Consider the following 17,562-nt stretch of genomic DNA (forward strand, 5'->3'; position numbering starts at 1 on the left):
CCGCAGGTGTATATCACCCATGATCGCGCGGTCCGCGACATTTTCGTTCGTTTGAGCCTGCCATTTCAAGGCAAACGTGCGGCCTTATACACTTCATGCGCCGTCAAGGCCACAGGGCATTCCTCCAAATTTGGTCCAGTTTTCAGGATCATTTTCGCTCTGTTTCGCCGGACACGAGAACCGCGCCTTTGAGACGGATCATTGCTCGCATGGATCAGGGGCTGCATCGTGGAGGAAACAACAGAGGAAGACCTCATGCCGACACCTCGTCTGGAGCACAGCCACAGGCCCGACGACATCGCGAACCGGCTCGCGTCAGGACCGGACGCAAGTTACCTCAGAGACTGGGTCTATGGCGGTATTGACGGCACCGTCACAACCTTTGCCATCGTGGCGGGTTCAATCGGTGCGGATCTTTCCGCGACGGTTATCCTGATCCTGGGCGCTGCCAACCTGTTTGCGGACGGCTTCTCCATGGCGGCAGCCAACTACACTGGCTCCAAATCCGAAATCGAGGATTACGCGCGTCTGAAGGCCGTGGAGGAAAAACACATCGCCGTGGCGCCCGAAGGCGAACGCGAGGAAATCCGGCAGATATTCCGTGCCAAGGGATATGACGGCTCTGATCTGGACACGCTGGTCGATCTGGTTTCGTCCAAAAAATCCATCTGGATCGAAACCATGATGCAGGCAGAGTACGGCCTCACGGATTCCGCGCGCTTACCACTCAAGGCAGCTCTCTACACTTTTGCGGCTTTCGTTCTTTTCGGCTCGATCCCGCTGCTGCCGTTCGTCTTTCCTGTGCCAGCCAGTGCTATAACCGCCACCGCTCTCACGATCCTTGCCTTCTTCGCCATTGGATCCCTGCGGGCGCGCTGGTCGCAACGCCACTGGATTTCCTGCGGGCTGGAAACGACCGCAATCGGCACTGTTGCCGCGGGCATCGCTTTCGGTGTCGGGTACGGACTGCAGGCGCTGCTTGGCTGACCCCTTCCTGACAGCTAGCCGAGAGGCGTAAGAAAGCGGACGCCGAGCGCTTTGACCTTGCTGTCGATCAGATCCGCAAGCTCCGGATCCAGAACGATCTTGCGCGGATATTGCGGCTGCGCCCGGTCCGGCAACACAGGCACGTGCCAGCCATCGGTTGTTTCCAGAAAATGATCGATCCCGGCCTCGCCCCAGAACCGGAAGAACCCGGCCAGAACGCAATCCAGATAACTCTGCAGGATTGGATGGGTGTCGGTGCCCCAACGACAGTTTTCAGGAGCCGCCCGGAAAAGAAACAGCTCGTCCGGTCCGGGCTGCATTGCCGCATCGCATCGAAATGCGCTGCCGACCGCCTCGACTTTCAGATACCGTTTTTCGCGAAGCTCCAACTCCGCCAGGCGCGTCTTCGGTTCACGCGCCATCACACCCATGATGCGCGAGCCTTCCTGCTCGCGAACCGTCAGCGCGCAACGTCCCTGGCCGTTCTCCGCCTCTCCACACACCTTCCACTCACGCACCCAGCCATGAAGGGTGCCGGGCGTCACCTCGACGCCGGCAGGGATGGTGTCAACATTGACTAGAGAGCCATATCCAAAATATGTGATCGTCATCAGGTGCTTGTTCTAGTGCCTGGCTGTCTTTCTTAAACTGTTCCCGAGGGTGTCATGATTTTTCCGCCTCTTTCCCAGCAGGATGTCGACCTCTTGAGGGACGACACTCCGGGTGTACGTCAGCTCATTCACTTTAACAATGCCGGAACCGGCCTGGCCCCTGCCCCGGTTCTGGCCGCCGTCAAGCAGCACCTGGACCTTGAAGCCAGCCTCGGCGGATACGAGGCCGCAGCGGCCGCCAACACCGCCATGGATACGTTTTACACCTCCCTTGCGGCCCTGATCGGCAGCAAACCACACGAAATTGCCTATGTCGAAAACGCCACCCGCGCCTGGGACATGGCCTTTTACGGCATCGACTTCCGTGAGGGAGACCGTGTTGTGACGGGCCGTGCGGAATATGTCTCCAACTATGTTGCCCTCCTGCAGATGAAACGGCGCAAGGGTATCGAGATTGATGTGGTGGAGGACGATGCGTTCGGGCAAATCGACCTCAAAGCCCTGAAGGCAGCCATTGGCCCCAGAACAAGGCTCATCGCGCTCACCCACGTTCCAACGTTTTCCGGGCTGATCAATCCTGCTGAAGATGTTGGAGAGATCGCGCGGAAGACCGGTGTGCTCTACCTGCTGGACGCCTGCCAATCCGCCGGGCAGATCCCGCTGAACGTGAAAGAGATCGGTTGCCACATGCTGTCCGGAACGGGCCGCAAATATCTGCGCGGCCCGCGCGGAACCGGATTTCTCTACGTCAGCGATGCCGTGCTGGACCAGGTGGAACCGCCGTTTGTGGATCTCCAGGCCGCTGAATGGATCGATGAGGATCGCTATGAACTCGTCCCCCATGCCCGCCGCTTCGAAACCTGGGAGCGCTATGTCGCCGGCCAGATCGGTCTCGGTGTTGCGGTGAGCTATGCCATCGGCTTCGGAATGGAGCGACTGGGGGAACGCATCTGCGGGCTCGGCGCGCTGTTGAGGTCGGAGCTATCCGCGCGCGCCGAGGCAACCCTGCACGACAAGGGACAGCGCAAGGGGGGCATCGTGACGTTCACGTGGGAAGGTGAGAGCCCGATACAGACCAAGCAAAGGCTCAGTCAGTCCGGCATCAACGTTTCGGTCAGCCAGGCCAGTTCAGCCCGCATCGACCTGCCGCTTCGGGGCCTTGAGGCAGTGGTACGTGCCTCGGTTCACGCTTTCAACTGCGAAGAGGAAATTGAACGCTTTGTTAAGTGTCTCGGTAGTTTTCGCTAGGTGAAGGCCGGAAGGAACGCTTCCCGCACCCGGTGTTAAATTTCTTGCACTAGACAGTCGTCCCATCCGGGAAAGAGGGGATGACTGTTTTTGTTCCATCGGAAGAAAAAGACACCGGCTGCGGTGCCTCCAGAGCTGGACTCGCCAAAGGCTGGCCGACGGATTACCGTCTGGATCTACAGCTTTGCGGCTCTCCTGATTTTCCTGTCGACAGCTTCGCTCACCTTCATCGCCCAAATGGCCTGGGGCGAAGCCGACAGGCGCGCCCTTGAAGCCGAACAACTGCAGCTCACGCGCACCCTGAACGACTTCCACCGGCAGATTGCGCGGGATCAGATAACGGTGGCTCAGTGGGATGAGACTTTCAACGCCCTTCAGGCCCCTCTCGACCGCGAGTTCATCGCAAAAAACCTGGTCGGTGACCTCTGGGACGATTTCAATCTCGACAGAACTTTTGTGGTGACACCGGACGGGACATTGATCGCACAGGCGTTCAAGGATGATGTTCTGTTTGAAAACAGGCACTTGAAGTCCGGCAATCCGATCCGGAAACTTGCTGAACGAACCACCGCCGCGTTCCGCAGACACCAGAACGGTTCGAACTCGGTTCTGGCGGACTGGTATGTGCCTCAGTCCGCTCTGCTGGAAACGTCTCAATCCGCCTTTGCCGTGATTGATGGAACCCGGGCGTTCGTCAGTACCATGCCGATCCTTCCCGACGAAGGCGTCGTCCAACTGGAGGAGCCGTACCCGGCAATCTTGATCAATGCCACTTACATCGATGAAGACTGGCTCAGCGGTCTGAGAGAACAGCTCGGCTACAAGGATCTCCGGTTTTATCCGGGTGAGCCTGAACGCAGGCAACCGACGAACTATCTGTTACAGGCGGCGGACGGCTCCACATTCGGCTATTTCAGATGGGACCACTCCAAACCCGGGCGCGAAATCTGGATGATGGCCTTGCCGTTGATCGTCCTGCTGGCATCCTTTATCGCCATCGTTGCCTTTGCTCTTGCCACGAAGATCAGCCGCCTGTCCGCCTCACTGGAGGAAAGCGAGCGAAAGAACCGCTACTTCGCACGGCACGATGCCCTGACGGGGCTGCCGAACCGGCATCATTTTTCCGATACTCTGGCCTTCGCCCTGGACGGTCTGCCGGATCGCGGGTTTGCGATTTTTGCCTGCGATCTCGACCGCTTCAAACCCGTGAACGACACCTACGGGCATGAAGCCGGAGACAAGGTCATCTGCACGGTTGCCGACCGGTTGAAGCTTCTGGTCAGCAAGATTGGCGTTGTCAGCCGGATCGGAGGCGACGAGTTCATCATCCTCCTGACCCGGCAAACGGACAGAGACAGGCTCGCTGCGCTGGCCGCCGACATCTGCCGATCGATTGCCGAGCCCATAGACATCGGCTCTGGTCAGAAAGTCGGTGTCGGTGTCAGCATTGGTATCGCCAGCGCGCCGGAATCAGGCATGAACGAGCAGGACCTTATACGTGGGGCCGATATGGCGCTCTACCGGGCCAAGGAAAAAGGCCGAAATACGTTTGAGTTCTCCGGCCCCTACGGTCTTGAAGCAGCCAAGCTTCGCGAACATTTGGAGCCGAAAGTCGCTGACGTCTCACGCTGACACCGCGCTCCCATCAGCCTTAAATGACATTGTAATTTATACGATTTCTGCGAAATCGACAGAAATCTAACCTTACAAAAAACTTCAAGTTTAATATTCTTTCGTCTTTCTTATGTATTCGCCATTACGATCACTTTACTCTTGGGTGTTAAAAATACAAAATAACCTATAGAGACCCAATCGGGATCGCAACTTGACCGAGTTCCGGCGTAGATATAGCGACCAAAACGCGAAAATTCCCCGGCAGCGTATTTCCCGGCTGGCATTTCTGCTTGCCAGCTTGCTGATTGCCGTGACTTCCGTTTCGCTGCTTTTCGTCGGGTATGTTGCTTCCCAGGCGTCCAGACAACAAGCGATTGCCAACGAGCAACGCCTGTTCCGCAGCGCCCTCGCCGATCATCTGCGCACCATTGTTCGCGAACAGATCGCCATCGCCTCATCGGACGAGTCGGTGCACAAGCTCGTGCGCAATTTCGATCCCGACTACGTCCGCAGCAGCTTCGACACCCTGTGGTCGACCTATCTCCACAGCAAAGTGGTGCTCATATCTGGAGACGGTCATGTCCTTGCAGAATCTTTCGCCAGCTACACCCATGTCATCCGGCGTCCGATCTCCGAAACGCCGGAGCTTGAGGTCATCCATGAAAAACAGAAGGCGCTCTACCTGCAAAACCGGGTGCGCGTGCCGGGCGGTTTCGGGCACAAGTCCCTTCAAGGTGTAGATCCTGGCGAATACGCGGTGATGGGGTTTGTCCACATTGATGGCAAGCCGGCCATTTTCGGAGCGATGCCGATCATTCCGGACAATTATCAGGAGACATTGCCGGATGGCCCGCCGACAATGCTCTTGTCGGCGCATTACATCGACGATTTTTTGCTCAGTCAGCTTAATGCCCAACTCAATTTCGCAAATTTCGGGTTCGACACCGAGACAGACACCGTTGAAAGTGCGCCGCATCATCTCGTCACAGACCCAAACGGAAACCCGTTGGGGGTATTTCACTGGGACAGTCAGACCGTCGGGGAATCCGTCTGGCCGACCGTTGTCCCTGTTATAGTGATCTTGAGCGCCGCTCTCGGCATCCTTGCCTTCGGCATTGCCTGGCGAATCGGCCATTTGACGACCTCGCTGCAAGCAAGTGAACGCCACAACAGATACCTGGCCCTGCACGACACATTGACGGGCCTCGCAAACCGCCTGCAATTCAACCGCGTCCTGGAAACATCGGTCAAGAACCTTCCCGGCAAACCCTTCGCGGTCATTCACTGTGACCTGGACAAATTCAAGGCGGTAAACGACACCCATGGCCATGCTGCTGGCGACATCGTCATCAAAACGATGGCCGAACGCATGACCCAGGCGGTCGGTAAACCCGGCCTGGTCTGCCGTATCGGCGGCGACGAGTTCATGGTGATCTATCGGGGCAGCGTTGTCCGGGAAAGTCTGAGCGATCTATGCCGGGCACTGGTTGCCGCGGGTGAGCTGCCCGTGCCGATCTCAAGCGAAGAAACTGTGCAAATCGGATTGAGCATCGGCATCGCGATTGCGCCCACGGACGGGAGCACAGCCGAGCTGCTCGTCACCCGCTCGGACGCAGCCCTCTACCAGTCCAAGAAACTGGGTCGGGGCCGGTATTCGTTCTATTCGGATTCTCTGGAAATGGAGGTCGGGACGGACGGCATGTTGGCTTCTTCCGGCAACGTTCGGGAACCACGCGCCGCATCCGGGCCTGCAGAATGAAACCGCCACGGAACACTGTGCCCCGCGGCGACTTCGGATTATAGGACGGATTAACCGCGCAGGCGCTCGGTTGGTTCGCGCATGGTGACGAGTTCTTCCGCGGCAGTCGGATGAACGGCAATCGTCCTGTCGAAATCGGCCTTGGTCGCGCCCATCTGCAACGTAACACCGAGGATCTGCGCCAGTTCGCCGGCGTCCGGCCCCATGATGTGAACGCCGAGAACCTTCTGGGTATCCGCGTCGACAATCATTTTCATGAGCATCTTCTCGTCACGTCCGGACAAGGTGTGTTTCATCGGGCGAAAGCTGGACTTGTAGATGTCGAGATTGGGCGTGCGCTGCAGCGCCTCGTCCTGTGTCAGACCGACAGTGCCCATTTCCGGCTGCGAGAACACCGCTGTTGCGATCAGGCTGTGATCGACGGTCCAGGGATTGTTCCCGAAGACGGTGTCGGCAAAGGCATGGCCTTCACGGATGGCAACCGGCGTCAGATTGGCGCGATTGGTCACATCGCCGACGGCATAGATGGACTCAACGCTCGTGCGGGAGTCTGCCTCAACCTTGATGGCGCCCGCGCTGTCCATTTCGACACCGGCCTTTTCCAGGCCGAGGTCTGTTGTATGCGGATTGCGGCCGATGGCAAACATGATCTGCCCCGCTTCCAGCTGAAGCCCGCCACTGGTGTGACCTATCAAGTTGCCGTCATCCGTTTTTTCAATTTTGGAGAACGTGTCGTTGAGCACCACCTTGATGCCCTTCTTTTCCATTTCCTGCCGGACCGCGGTGCGAAGTTCGCGGTCGAAACCACGCAGGATCTCCTCGCCGCGATAAATCAGCGTCGTGTCGACCCCGAGGCCGTTGAAGATGCCCGCAAACTCGACCGCGATATATCCGCCGCCGGCAACCACGATCTTGCTTGGCAGCTCGGCAAGGTGAAAGGCCTCGTTGGAGCTGATGACATGCTCTGCCCCCGGCAGGCTTTTGTCGACGTTCGGAGATGCGCCGACCGCCACCAGAATGTATTTCGCGGTCAAGGTCTGTCCGGTGGACAGCAGGCGCACGGTGTGGGCGTCTTCAATCACCGCTCGGCTGTCGTGAACCTTCACATCGGTCCGCTCGAGATTGCCCCGGTAGATGCCTTCGAGGCGGGTGATTTCCTGATCCTTTGCCGCGACGAGCTTTTCCCACGAGAAGGCACGTTCGCCGACCGTCCAGCCAAAACCTTCCGCATCTTCGAATTCTTCGGAAAACTTGGAGGCATAGACGAACAGCTTTTTGGGAACGCACCCGCGGATGACACAGGTGCCACCATAGCGGTATTCCTCGGCAATACCGACCCGGGCACCGTGCGTCGCGGCAATTCTGGCAGCACGGACACCGCCGGAGCCGCCGCCAATAACAAAAAGATCGTAATCGTAGTCGGTCATCAATGCCTCATCGTGATCAAAAGTCCGCCTGCCGCCGTCCGGCAAAGTTTCGCCAGCCCCGCAGATAGGCAACGTCGGCCGCGGTACAAGTGTGCAAGCCTGCCTGGAGTGAACGCCAGAGCCCGGGATGTCCGGGTTCATTCCAAAAGAATTGGGCCGCTTGCGCGGCCCAATAGCCGGTCATGACACCGGTCTCACTTGTTCGTGTTAAAAGCGTGTTCCCAGCCATTGGCATGGCCAATGCGGAAACCCCGCCTTTACTGAGCAGCGTTAATCTTGGCCAGCTCTTCCTGAACCAGGGTCACCATTTCGGTGGAGATCTTGTCCTGCCACTCACGGGCAGCACTCACGGAATACTGCGTGATGGTCGGGATCTTTTCGGTCAGCTTCTGGCCAAGGTCGGTGCTGTAGAACTCGGCAAGCTGGTTCAACTCTTCCTCGGTGAAGTTGTCGGCCCAGGCCTTGTAAACCAGGTTGTTGAGCTCAGTCCGCTTCGGAGCCAGTGTCAGCGCAACATTCTGCACGACTTCTACGATCTCTTCGGCGCGCGTCGGTTCGGATTGGATGAAAGCGGTCCGGGTCTGCTCGGCAAGGATCGGCAGGATGTCGTCGAACGGTTCCAGAACCTTGGTCACGACGGCAACCTTTTTGGCTGCGGCAAGGTGGCTTTCCGAAACGGCATCCTGTGCAGCCGCGCCGGAGGCGACAAAACCCGCGGCCATCATTGCTGCGCCCAATACAGCTCCCCGCGTGATAGATTTGATAAGCTTCATTTTTCTACTCCTAGGCGGCTTTCATCTTAGTCTGGAAAGCCAACTCCACACCACTTAGATGGGCAAGACGGTCTTTACCCCATCTGTGCCAGCCACGTAAGCTTTTGTTGCAATTTCAACGAAGAGGCCGTGTTCGACAACCCCCGGAATGGCAACCAACCGGTCGCCCAGAGTCTGGACCTCAGGTATGCTTTCAAGCTGCGCGTCCAGGATAAAGTGCCCGCCGTCCGTGACGAAAGGCTGCTCCGATCCGCCGCGCAATGCCAGGTTCTGCGGCAGGCCAAGGCCTTCAAACACTTTCAGGATGGCACGCCGCGTTGCTTCCAGGCCGAAAGGAACAACCTCGATCGGCAGGGGAAAGCGGCCAAGCGTCGCGACTTCCTTGCTGCCGTCCGCGATGACGATCATGCTGGCTGAAGCCGACGCGACGATCTTCTCGCGCAGCAGTGCCCCCCCGCCGCCCTTGATGAGCGACAGATGAGGGTCCAGTTCGTCCGCTCCGTCGACGGTCAGATCCAGTTCCGGCATCTCGTCGAGCGTGGTCAGGCGAATCCCGAGGCTCGACGCCAACTCCCGTGTGCGCTCGGATGTCGGCACGCCAATAACGTCCAGACCATCTTGCACCCGGCGCGCAAGAGCGTGGACGAAAAACTCGGCAGTCGAACCGGTCCCAATTCCAAGACGCATTCCGGATGTAACATCGTCGGCAGCGCGTTCCGCCGCCAGTTTCTTGTACTGGTCGCTCATATACCGTTCCTAGGGCCAACCTGATGGGGGAGAAGACTGTCCAATCATCTCCATCCGGCCGCCGGGTGCTTAACATGGCCGGTATCCGCCGGTCCAGTGACATTCCCCCTCTTCAACGGGTAAACACTCTGCCTCCACCCCTATTCGGATTCTGTTAACCATCATTTCAGACGAGCTATAGATAATACAATCAAATGTCTAGGGTGTGGAAAGCACGGAATCTCATGAACATTTTTCGACTGAAAACACGGCAGAATTACGAATACAATAATTCAAACAAAGAGATACCTACCCTTGAGGAAACTGCTAATGTTTCCGAAATCCGAACGGATGTACCGCCGGAGGCCAACCAGACGAGCTTCGTTCTCGATAGTCTGGAAGACGATCTGCAAGTCGCGGCCAAGACAATCAACGCTGCGGCGGAAAAGGTTCAGGACCGGCTGATCGGTCAGATGGACAAACTGGAAACCATCCGCAGCGACAGCCAGTCTCTCGTGGACCAGTCGGCCGTCGCCAATGAAAACGCTTCCGGTCTGGCGGCTTCCATTCAGGACCTGACCAACACCAGCAGCGAAATTGGAGTGCAGGTCAGCGTTTCCAACCAGTTGGCCCAGGAGGCGCGTGACGTTGCTGACGAGGTCAATCAGGGTGTCCTGGAGCTCAAAAACGCTATCGACGCCATAGCCAATGTCGTCAGTTTGATTTCGGATATCGCCAAACAAACCAATCTGCTGGCCCTCAACGCCACCATCGAAGCAGCCCGTGCGGGAGAGGCCGGACGTGGATTTTCCGTTGTTGCCAGCGAGGTGAAAGCGCTTTCGGTGGAGACCCAATCGGCGACAGAGCAGATCGTCGCAAATATCGACCGCCTCAACCAGTCTGCGGAACACAGCCTCGGATCGGTCAACCAGATCATCGAGGTTATCGGAAAAATCCGTCCAAGCTTCGCCGCTGTCGAGAACGCCGTTCAAACCCAGGTGGAAACCACAGGTAGAATTGGGGATCAGGCACAGCAGACGGCAGACTTCGTTCAGGAGGTGCTACGCACCGCGCGCACGATTACTGATTCTGCAGCCGAGGCAGAAGAAGGCGGCATGCTTGCGCGCGAAACCGGAGCGGAAATGAGCACGGCCTCCAAGGCGCTGCAATCCCGCTTCACGATGATGATCCGGCAGACCGAAATCGGCGACCGCCGTCAGCATGACCGACTTCCGATCAAACTGTCCGGAACGGTGACTGCGGGTGGCAGGTCTGCACAAATCGAAACGCACGACATTTCGGAAGGCGGAACACTGTTCAGGCCGGAAGGCGACGCCGACCTGAAGCCCGGTATGAATGCCCGTCTCGATCTTGCCGGCATCGGTCAGGTGGACGTGCGCATCGTTGCGGTTTCCGAACACGGCTGCCACGGTTGCTTTGTCAACAAGGACGCAGAGTTTCAGGCCGCGCTGGAGCGCAAGATTGCCGACATTCATGCGAGCCACGCCGTTGAAGTGGAACGCGTCCAGACGGGGGCCTCACGAATTGCCGCTGCAATGGAAGAGCTTATCAGCCAACGTCAGCTCAGCATGGACGACCTCTTCGACACTGATTACCAGCACATTGCCGGAACCAATCCGCAACAGGTCTCCACGCGCGCGCTCCCGCATCTTGAAAAAATCCTTCCCGCGATCCAGGAAGAGATTCATGGTCAAGGCCAGGGCATGGCATTTTGCGCTTCGGTCGATCGCAACGGCTATCTGCCCGTGCACAATCTGCTCTACTCCAAACCGCAGAAGCCGGACGATGTGGCCTGGAACACCGCCAACTGCCGCAACAAACGGATCTTCGACGATCGCGCCGGCCTTAGCGCCGCACGCAACACACGCCCCTTCCTGATCCAGTCCTACGCACGGGACATGGGCGGCGGCAACATCGTCTGGATGAAGGAGATCGACGCACCGATCATCGTTCAAGGCCGTCACTGGGGTGGTTTCCGCACCGCCTACAAACTTTAGAACAAGAAGGCATTGCCGATGCCTTGCGGCGCTACGGCGATGCAGCTAGGCATTGAGGGTGGCCTGCGTTGGTTCGGATGCAGGCCGATCTCATATTCCGGAACCGGCTTTCCCGCCCGCCGTCATGCTGGCTAGCATGAATGCATCTGCGCCGTTCCGCTTCTGTTTTTGGAAGGGTCAAATGTCCGTTCTGGTTTTCGATCTGGATGGCACGCTGGTGTCGTCCATGGAAGATCTCGTCGCCACCTTGAACGTTGTCATGACGTCCGCAGGGCATTCCACCATTCCGCAAGAAAACGTGGCCAACATGGTTGGCCTGGGCGCGAAAGTGCTGATCCAGCGCGGCCTCGAGTTCAACGGCATCTCCTGGACGGATGAAACCATCGCTCCGCTCTATGTCCATTTTCTGAAGCATTATGCCGACAACATCGCGGTTCATACGCGACCGTTCGATGGTGTCGTGGCCGCGCTCGAAGCTTTTCGAAAAGACGGATGGAAGCTGGCGGTCTGCACCAACAAGGCAGAACGCCTTACGCATCCGCTCCTGGCAACACTAGATCTTGCAAGGCATTTCGACGCTGTGGTCGGGGGTGACACGTTCCAGGTCGCCAAGCCGCATGCAGAGCCGGTGCATGGCGCCATTCACCGGGCAGGTGGAGAGATAGGCGGCTCCATCATGATTGGAGACAGCGGTACCGATATCGACGCCGCACGCAATGCCGGCATTCCGGTGATCGCGGTCGATTTCGGCTATACGACTGTGCCGGTCCGGGATCTTTCTCCGGACCGGGTGATTTCGCATTTCGACGAGTTGGCGGATGCGGTCGCGTCGCTAAAGTCCTGATACGCCCCTCCCCTGAGGCAGATGTCTCGAAGGTTCAAAACGTCCTGATGGCGTTGCCCAGGGTTTCGCGGATTTCTTCCCGGCGCACGGAGAGGTCCGCAATTTGCGTATCGACCTCCTCGATCCGGGTTTCGCTTTCCTCCAGTTTGCGCGCGGCGCGCTTGTAGAGATCCGCACCTGGCTGAAGCGCCGCCAGATTGGCTCTGTGCCGTTCCTGGTCTCGGGTCTCCTCGTCCTTTTCCAGACGCAACCGCTGGATCTGACGTTCGATCTGGGCAATCTCGTTCTGAAGGTCCGACAGTTCCTTCAATTTTTCAGCGGTCTCGGTGTCCGGCGACCGCTTGGAAAGGTAAAGCAACTGGCGCGCATCCGTGGACATCAGCGAATAGGTCTCAGACAAGGTCCGCTCCTGCAGCGCCGAAACCGTCTCGGTCTTTCCGGCGGGCACTTCGACCTTCAATCGATGATGCGTGGCTGTGCTGTCCAGTTCCTGATCGGAAGAAAACGTCCAGCCAGGCCGTTTGGTCTGTTCGATGACAATCGTCCGGTCACCGTCCGGTGCGCCCTTGATGGCATATTGCGTTGACGATTGCTCACGCACCGTGGCGTTCAATACGCCATCGGTGACCTTGATCGAAACGATCTGGCTGTCGGCGGACGTCGACTGTGCGATCCTGACCTTCTTGTCGGTCGCAAAGCTTGCCATGCGGCTTTCGCCCGATGGCATGCCGCTGATCTGCGCATCGCCGACATACCCCTCCTTTTCGTCATAGACCGTCAGAATGCCTTGAGGCAGGCTGGTTTTCGTCTCGTTCTTGATCAGGATCGCCGCAATCGGATGCTGCAGACCGCTTTCCGACTGGAACACAGACACCGTTTCAGCGGACACAACCTGATCGACAATCGGCGCCGACAGGGTTTCACCGCTTTCAAGGTCGACGGGCCAGGGAAGCGTGAAGGATGCCGTCACAGCACCCTCGCTCACTTCGCCGACATTGGCGGCCGCCATGTCGACGGCCATTACCGGAGCCGCAGCCGAGGCGAAGACACTGGACCTTGGAGCGCCAGGCCTACGGGCCGCGCTCTCGGCCATATCGAATTGCGGCTGTGCACCCATGTCGACAGGCGGAACATAACCGCTGGAAACATCCACCGGCACTTCCTGTCGCTGTCTCCAGTAAAGGTCATGGAGCCGCTGTTTCAGCGTCACCGGAGCGCCGGAGGACAAGGTGATCCTGACATCGTCCCAGTCTTCGCCGCTGGCGTTTTCAAGCACCGCCCAGGCCTGTAGTCGGGCCTTGCCACCTGCCATGGTCACCACCCGGTAAGCCGTCTTCCAGATGGGGGCTGGTACCACATACGAAACGGCGACTTCGCGCTCCCCCTCGCCCGCCACTTTCAGCGCAACTGTGCGCGCACCGTCGGACTTTCCGTTGCCCACCGCCGACAAGGCCTTTGCGACCTTCTGCTGAATGTCTTCATCAAGAAACGTGACTTCGGTGTCCGCGGACAAGCCGACACCGGTGATGTGACCATCGCTGAGAACCGAAACGACGTGAGACTGCCCCTTGTCGCCATCGTCCTGTACCGACACGCCTAGAACTAGCCCTTCGACCGTGGAGCCTGCCTTTTCCAGACGCACCCGCGCACCTTGCAGTTTTGCCAGAAGGCGCGCAGGCGATTGCAGATCTTCCACGGTGAACGGCAGGTTCTTGAAGGTTTCCGCCAGCGGATTCGGGCCTGGCAGCGTGATGCCCTCGACAACGCCCACCTTGTCGAACACGACAATGCTCTTCAGCACATCATTCACCTGATCAAGCGGGACGGTCATGTTGATGAGGCCACTGCTGTCAATGTCCGCCTTGCGCACCACTTCGGCGAGCCCACCAGAGGAAAGCGTAATGCTGGTTATGGGGCCGTTGTCTGCAGCAAAGGCCTGTGCGGGTAGAAACAGGCACACAACCGCGAGGGAAGAAACGCGCGTAATCATTTAAAAACACTCCCAAAAACAGTCAGTAAAATGATCGTCCGCTTTAAATACGGCCTTTTCGGGAAGTTTGAGCTCTGCCCCTCACATTATCTGTCAGGCCAGTCACCAGCCCGTTTCAACCGGCGCCTTGCTACGTCTCCCACAGGTTTCTGGAGCGTCAATATCCGGCACGAGGCTCCCCCTCTTGACGCCGCGCCAGCAATCCAAATCGGCATGCACTCATGCCCGGCGTCGCAGCCTCAAACCACCGAGAACAGCATCCAGCCGCGCAAGCGGAGCCAGCAATCATTTGACAACCGTCCTCAAAGACCGGAAAGCGCCGCGATCAGAATTCGGTTCGGCAAAAAGGGTGTTGCGCAAGCTGTCGATTTGCCCTAGACACGCGCCACCAGCCACCAAGGCATGGGCGATTAGCTCAGCGGGAGAGCACTCCCTTCACACGGGAGGGGTCACTGGTTCAATCCCAGTATCGCCCACCATTTCTTACTTAATCAAAGTTCCAGTCCAGGCAGCGGGATGGATGCACGAGCATTTTTTGCTTGCCCGATGAAGCGCTGCCAAAAAGTCCTTGATCCGGTCGGCTGTGTTCCCGCCGCAATCGGCAACTTCGATCGACTTGGCATTCTGTTTTGATCAAGCTGAAGCGGGATACCCGCTGCTAACTTCGAGAAGCGGTCTATGCCTGCCCGAGTTGATCCAGCGCCTCTGCCAGCTTGCCGGTATCCTCGAACTTCTGGAGTATCCATTGCATCGCGCTGAAGAACCGCCTTGACCAAAAATAGTAATCAGTTGGCTGGACAGTCCTGTTCCAGCCTCACCCACGAAAGTCCTCTACCAACTTTCAAGTCCAGCAGTAACATTTTTAAAACTTTGGAGTGACCTCGTTCACAACGATTGCAAGTCTTGCCAGAAAGCTGGGCAAATTCGGTTGAAGATCAGCGCCGTAAAAGGTGAGCGTGTATACTGCCAATGTCCGTTCCGTTGAGCAGATACTGAAGATCGGATGCACCGGATAAGGTCCGGTGTTGCGCTGACCGACAACAAAGCCCCCGCTTCGGCAAAGGGCATGGATGACATGTTACGCTCCGCCACCAACATAGCTTTGGCATTCTTGGTACTTATTGCGGCCTTTGCGTGCGCACCGGCTGCATACGCACAGACGACGCAAGACCCGCAGCTTCCAGCAGCGCCCCTTCTGAACGAGGAGGAGCAGCAACTCAACCAATCTCTGCTGCGGCAGCAGATGTTGATCCTGGAACTCGAGCGGCAACGACTGGCACAGGAAAGGCGGAAGCTGGAGGAAGCGCAGCGTGTTCAGCAACTGCGTGAGGAAAGAGTTCGCCTGCTGCAAATCGAAAGACAACGCCGCCTCGGCCTGCCGCAAAACCGGTCTTACTATCGGCGCCAGCAATTTCAGCGCGAAGACTACCGGCCTCAGCGGGGACAGCCGCAACAATATCGACACCAGCAATATCAATCGCAGCAGTTCCGCCGGCAGTAGACGTACTCAGGCAGGTTTTGGCTCAGGCAAGTTTTGGGTCAGGCAAGTTTGGCCTCAATCCCCAAGGTAATACTGGCTGCCAGGCTAGCGTGCCTGCCTTTCCGCCCCCTTCCTGCTATTCTGGCTCAAGTGATTCCCAAAGAGCAGATAGAATATGGCCACGCAAACCGCTCAAAATCCTTTACGTGAAAAGCTCGTCAAAGGACTGGCCTATCATCAGTCCGGAGAGATCGAAAAGGCGCAGCGGTGCTATAAGCTGGTTCTGAAAAAGGCACCGACCAATCCTGATGCACTCAATCTGCTTGGCGTGACCTACCGGCAACTGGGATCGCCCAAAAAGGCTGTCGAATGTATCCAGAAGGCAATTGCCCAGAACCCGAAGCAGGCTTCGTTCTATGCCAACCTCGCCCGGGCGATGATGGACGTCGGAACGGATCCGGAAAGCATGCTCGCCGTTTCGGAAAAGGCCCTGTCGCTCAATCCAGCAGAGCGCGAGGCGCTCAACATCAAGGCAATCGCGCTGACCGGTCTGAAGCAGTTTGAAGAGGCCGAAGCGATCTTCAAAAGCCTGATTGTGGCCAACCCGAACTACGGTGAAATCTTCACAAACTATGGCCTGCTACTGCGCAAGAGCAACCGGTACGAAGATGCACTCAAATTCTTCCAGCGAGCAGAATTACTGGCGCCTGACAATGTCGAGAACTGCATCGAACAGGCGCGGTGCCGGCTGGAATTGAAACAGTTTGACGTTTCGCTCGAGGCGCTCGACAAGGCTCTGGAACGCTTCAAGGATAATCCACTTCTGATCCATGAGAAGGCCCGCGTTCTGTTCTCGCTTTCAAGAACGCACGAAGGATTGAAGTATGCCGAAGAAGCGGTGAAAGGCACACCGGGCAACTACCATTGCAAGGTCACGCTCGGGGTTCACTATCTCATGCTCGGCCGCAGCCAGAACAGCATCGACATCCTGAAAAAGGCCAAGGAGGAAGCGCCCGGCGGTGCGATTTCCGGTCTCGACTGGAACCTATCGCTTGCCTATCTGGCCAAGGGGGATCTGGAAACAGGCTGGGACATTCACGCCGCGCGCTTTGAAGACAAGAAAGCCAAGTCCCAACGACGGAAGTTCCCCAAGCCCGAATGGCAGGGCGAGGACATCTCTGACAACACCGTCCTTTTGTGGGGCGACCAGGGGCTGGGCGACGCACTCAAATGCGGCACGATGTTTCACGACATCCAGGCGCGGGCGAAAAAACTTATTCTTGAGGTCTCCGCAAAGTCCGTTCCCTTTTTCCAGAATTCGTTTCCAGACATCCATGTCAGGCCGGGTACGCCGAAGGAAGACCAGAGTCCAGAAGATGCTGACTACGATCTCACAGCCAACATGGTCGACCTTGCGCGTTATTTCCGTCGGGACTTCGAAAGCTTCGAAAAAGCCCCGTACCCGGTTTACAAATTCAACCAGGAAAGAGCCCGGCAATATCTCAGCCTGTTGCCGGGTGCCGACGAGAAACCGGTTATCGGCGTCTCCTGGCGCTCGCGCAATCTGGAGAAATACCGGGCACGCTATTACCTGTCCGCACCGGATTTCGCGCCGATCCTTGATGCTGAAGACGCGATTTACATCAATCTTCAGTATTTGGCGCTGCAAAAGGAGGTTGATTTTCTGGTCACCCGTTCCGAGGGTCGGTTCACCTTTTTCCGGGACATCGATTTGTTCAACGACCTGCTTGCGGCAGCCGATTTGACTGCCATTTGTGATGTCGTTGTCTCTTCCAATACCAGCGTCGCGGACATGGCAGGTGTTCTGGGCGTTCCGTGTGTGCGGTTCGGTCCTGTCGAACCTGCCCTGCTGCTCGGCCAGGCCAATCCGCCCTGGTATCCGAGCATGAAGTACCTTCACATCGACGAAACGAAGCCAACCGCTGACATGGTGCCGCAAATCATCGAAGCCATGCGCGAGGAACTGGCGGCCGGCTATCCAGACAGGCGCAAGGAACGCCTGGGGCTGTAACAGGTCCAGCACCCAAACGCCTGCCAGTTCTCCAAAAGCCGATCTACTCCGTG

Annotated in this window: 13 protein-coding genes and 1 tRNA gene; 9 read left to right on the plus strand and 5 right to left on the minus strand. The window is 57.7% G+C overall.

The window, feature by feature from the left end; translation table 11 throughout:
• Positions 1 to 255: 255 nt before the first annotated feature.
• Positions 256 to 987, plus strand: coding sequence for a VIT1/CCC1 transporter family protein (locus FMN63_RS12240; RefSeq protein ID WP_162530036.1), 732 nt, complete (start codon positions 256 to 258; stop codon positions 985 to 987).
• 14 nt (positions 988 to 1,001) lie between these two features.
• Here the strand turns inward: FMN63_RS12240 and FMN63_RS12245 are convergent, their stop codons facing one another.
• On the minus strand, positions 1,002 to 1,598 hold the full coding sequence (locus FMN63_RS12245; protein WP_148584255.1) for a gamma-glutamylcyclotransferase family protein: 597 nt from the start codon (positions 1,596 to 1,598) through the stop codon (positions 1,002 to 1,004).
• Positions 1,599 to 1,652: 54 nt separating this feature from the next.
• On the opposite strand from FMN63_RS12245, the gene FMN63_RS12250 reads away from it, so the two are divergent.
• The 3 genes from FMN63_RS12250 (at position 1,653) to FMN63_RS12260 (ending at position 6,219) form a co-directional block, all read left to right on the plus strand.
• Positions 1,653 to 2,846: an aminotransferase class V-fold PLP-dependent enzyme gene (locus tag FMN63_RS12250; protein ID WP_148584256.1), complete on the plus strand. Its 1,194-nt coding sequence runs from the start codon at positions 1,653 to 1,655 to the stop codon at positions 2,844 to 2,846.
• A 90-nt stretch (positions 2,847 to 2,936) separates the two neighbouring features.
• Positions 2,937 to 4,478: a diguanylate cyclase domain-containing protein gene (locus tag FMN63_RS12255; protein WP_148584257.1), complete on the plus strand. Its 1,542-nt coding sequence runs from the start codon at positions 2,937 to 2,939 to the stop codon at positions 4,476 to 4,478.
• Positions 4,479 to 4,671: 193 nt separating this feature from the next.
• Positions 4,672 to 6,219: a sensor domain-containing diguanylate cyclase gene (locus tag FMN63_RS12260; RefSeq protein WP_209001097.1), complete on the plus strand. Its 1,548-nt coding sequence runs from the start codon at positions 4,672 to 4,674 to the stop codon at positions 6,217 to 6,219.
• 50 nt (positions 6,220 to 6,269) lie between these two features.
• On the opposite strand, the gene gor is transcribed toward FMN63_RS12260, so the two are convergent.
• The 3 genes from gor to rpiA all read right to left on the minus strand — a co-directional run bounded on the left by gor (position 6,270) and on the right by rpiA (position 9,166).
• The gene (gene gor, locus FMN63_RS12265; protein WP_148584258.1) at positions 6,270 to 7,646 is read right to left on the minus strand and encodes a glutathione-disulfide reductase; all 1,377 of its coding nucleotides are present in this window, start codon (positions 7,644 to 7,646) and stop codon (positions 6,270 to 6,272) included.
• A gap of 257 nt (positions 7,647 to 7,903) precedes the next feature.
• A complete protein-coding gene (locus FMN63_RS12270; RefSeq protein WP_209001098.1) occupies positions 7,904 to 8,419 on the minus strand; it encodes a DUF2059 domain-containing protein in 516 nt (171 codons plus the stop codon).
• Positions 8,420 to 8,473: 54 nt separating this feature from the next.
• Entirely contained in the window at positions 8,474 to 9,166 is a 693-nt protein-coding gene (gene rpiA / locus FMN63_RS12275; RefSeq protein ID WP_148584259.1) for a ribose-5-phosphate isomerase RpiA, read from the minus strand.
• Between the two features lie 224 nt (positions 9,167 to 9,390).
• Here rpiA and FMN63_RS12280 point away from each other — a divergent pair, with 224 nt between their 5' ends.
• Both FMN63_RS12280 and gph read left to right on the plus strand, forming a co-directional pair.
• The gene (locus FMN63_RS12280) at positions 9,391 to 11,163 is read left to right on the plus strand and encodes a methyl-accepting chemotaxis protein (protein ID WP_209001099.1); all 1,773 of its coding nucleotides are present in this window, start codon (positions 9,391 to 9,393) and stop codon (positions 11,161 to 11,163) included.
• Between the two features lie 181 nt (positions 11,164 to 11,344).
• Positions 11,345 to 12,007, plus strand: coding sequence for a phosphoglycolate phosphatase (gene gph, locus FMN63_RS12285; protein WP_162855026.1), 663 nt, complete (start codon positions 11,345 to 11,347; stop codon positions 12,005 to 12,007).
• Between the two features lie 34 nt (positions 12,008 to 12,041).
• Here the strand turns inward: gph and FMN63_RS12290 are convergent, their stop codons facing one another.
• Entirely contained in the window at positions 12,042 to 13,997 is a 1,956-nt protein-coding gene (locus FMN63_RS12290; RefSeq protein WP_148584261.1) for a DUF4139 domain-containing protein, read from the minus strand.
• A gap of 404 nt (positions 13,998 to 14,401) precedes the next feature.
• Between FMN63_RS12290 and FMN63_RS12295 the strand changes: the two genes are divergently transcribed.
• The 3 genes from FMN63_RS12295 (at position 14,402) to FMN63_RS12305 (ending at position 17,509) form a co-directional block, all read left to right on the plus strand.
• A tRNA-Val gene (locus tag FMN63_RS12295) sits at positions 14,402 to 14,476 on the plus strand.
• Positions 14,477 to 15,063: 587 nt separating this feature from the next.
• Complete coding sequence (locus FMN63_RS12300; RefSeq protein WP_148584262.1) at positions 15,064 to 15,498, plus strand: hypothetical protein; 435 nt, start codon at positions 15,064 to 15,066, stop codon at positions 15,496 to 15,498.
• A 154-nt stretch (positions 15,499 to 15,652) separates the two neighbouring features.
• Complete coding sequence (locus FMN63_RS12305; protein WP_148584263.1) at positions 15,653 to 17,509, plus strand: tetratricopeptide repeat protein; 1,857 nt, start codon at positions 15,653 to 15,655, stop codon at positions 17,507 to 17,509.
• Positions 17,510 to 17,562: the final 53 nt, after the last annotated feature.

It is taken from the genome of Stappia sp. BW2 (assembly GCF_008107695.1).
Classification (GTDB): Bacteria; Pseudomonadota; Alphaproteobacteria; order Rhizobiales; family Stappiaceae; genus Roseibium.